Here is a 2,059-nt window from a genome sequence, read left to right on the forward strand (position 1 = left end):
CATCAAGGTGGAGCTGTCCGGTGGGCTCCGGGACGACGAATCGCTGGAGGCGGCACTGGATCTGGGCGTGGCCCGGGTCAACCTCGGCACCGCAGCGCTGGAAAACCCGGAGTGGACCCGGCGGGCCATCGACCGCTTCGGCGACAAAATCGCCGTCGGGCTAGACGTCCGCGGGACTACCCTGGCCGGCCGGGGCTGGACCAAGGAAGGCGGCGACCTCTGGGAGGTCCTGGGGCGGCTTGAAGAGGCCGGCTGCGCCCGCTACGTGGTCACGGACGTCACCAAGGACGGCACCCTTCAGGGGCCTAACGTCGAGCTGCTGCGCCGGATGGTGGAAAAGACCGGCAAGCCGGTGGTGGCTTCAGGCGGCATCTCCAGCCTGGATGACCTTAAGGTGCTCCGGTCCCTCGTCCCGCTGGGTGTGGAGGGCGCCATCGTGGGCAAGGCCCTGTACGCAGGTGCATTCACGCTGCCCGAGGCGCTTGACGTCGCCGGACGCCGCTAGCCGGCCCCGTGGACACCACCCCCAACCAGGCGGCCGCGGGAGACACTCCGGCGCGCCACCTTCCCGGCCATATCGCCGCCGCGCTGGCGGGCGCTGGCGGCCCCACTGATTCGGCCGGCCGGCCATGGGAGGGCCGCAGCCTCGCCGGAGACGATTCGAAGATCCACAATTTCGAGAACGACGACGGCACGGCCGATGCCGGTTACCTCGCGGCCGTTGCGGCCCTGGTCCAAGGCAGCGGCGACGAAGCGGCAGTGGTAGCTTCGCTGGCAACCAGCCGTGTCTTCATTCCGATCATCGCCCAGCTCGGTGCTGAGGTTGCCGGCGTGGACGGCCTCACGGCCGACAAGCAGGCGGACATGGCCCTGGTGATGTTGAAGGCGGCCGACGGCAGGACTGCCATGCCGGCCTTCACCTCGGCCCAGGCCCTGGCTTCCTGGCACCCTGACGCCCGTCCGGTGGCGGTTTATGCTGCCAGGGCAGCCCTCTCTGCAGTGTCGGAACAGGCGGAACTGATGGTGCTTGATCCCGGCTCGGACGTCACCCTGGTGGTCCGCCGGCCCGCACTCTGGGCGCTGGCCCAGCAACAACAGTGGGTCCCCTCCTACGCTGATCCCGCATTGGCCGCCGAAATGACCGCGGCAGCAGCAGGGTTCCCTGCGGTCCGCAGCATCTCCCTGCGCCCGGGCTCCGGGATCACTGCCGTCACAGGCACAGGGGCGCAGCTTGCAGGGGGAGGGGCAGGACCTGAACTTCAAGTGGTGCTCTACCTCGCCGACGGACTCGATGCCCCGGCAGTCCAGGAGCTGGTTTCCGGTCTCCAGCAGGAGTGGTCCCGGAATGTATTGTTTGGAGAGCGCGTTGACTCCCTGGAGATCAAGTTGCGGCGCGCGTCGCACTAGCTGACCGTCGGCACGGAGATCCCGGGCGCCGTCAGCAGACCCAAAGGATTCTTGTGAACTTCGCCCTTTACCGGGAGCTGCTGGCCGTTCAGCGCATCCGGCGCCTGCTTATTGTGGGCATGATCGCCCGCATCCCCCATTCGGCGGCCGGCGTTCTCCTCACCCTGCACATCGTCCTCACCCTGGACAAGGGTTATGCCGCTGCCGGCGCTGCAGCGGCGGTGATGACCATCGGCATCGCCGTGGGAGCCCCCTGGCGCGGCCGGCGAGTGGACACCGCAGGCCTGCGCAGGGCGCTGATCCCGTCGGTGGTCTCCGAAACCATCATCTGGTCCGTTGTGCCGCACGTGTCCTACGAGTGGCTGCTGCCACTGGTGTTCGTCGGTGGCCTGCTGACCCTGCCGATCTTCAGCGTGGTGAGGCAGTCCCTGGGCGTCCTTGCCGACGGCAACCAGCGGCGTACGGCGTTCGCCCTCGATGCCATCACCACCGAAGTGGTCTTCATGATCGGTCCTGCGGCCGGAGCCGTGGTTGCCACGAGCGGCTTCACTGTCGCGGGGCTCACCGTGGTGGGGGTGTCCACTTCCTTGGCGGGGCTGTTCCTCATGTGGTTCAACCCGCCCACCCGGAGCGCGGTCCCCTCGGCCGAGGG

The 2,059-nt window shown here is 68.4% G+C and carries 3 protein-coding genes; all 3 read left to right on the forward strand.

Annotation, left to right across the window (positions count from 1 at the left end; translation table 11 throughout):
- Positions 1–505, forward strand: a 505-nt coding sequence (locus DBR22_RS16780) for a HisA/HisF-related TIM barrel protein (RefSeq protein WP_108599955.1), incomplete at its 5' end; no start/stop codon positions are given.
- 8 nt (positions 506–513) lie between these two features.
- A complete protein-coding gene (locus DBR22_RS16785) occupies positions 514–1,407 on the forward strand; it encodes an SseB family protein (RefSeq protein WP_108599956.1) in 894 nt (297 codons plus the stop codon).
- 53 nt (positions 1,408–1,460) lie between these two features.
- On the forward strand, positions 1,461–2,059 hold a 599-nt coding region (locus tag DBR22_RS16790), incomplete at its 3' end, for an MFS transporter (protein WP_146187538.1).

The sequence above is a fragment of the Arthrobacter sp. HMWF013 genome, from assembly GCF_003061105.1.
Taxonomy (GTDB): Bacteria; Actinomycetota; Actinomycetes; order Actinomycetales; family Micrococcaceae; genus Arthrobacter.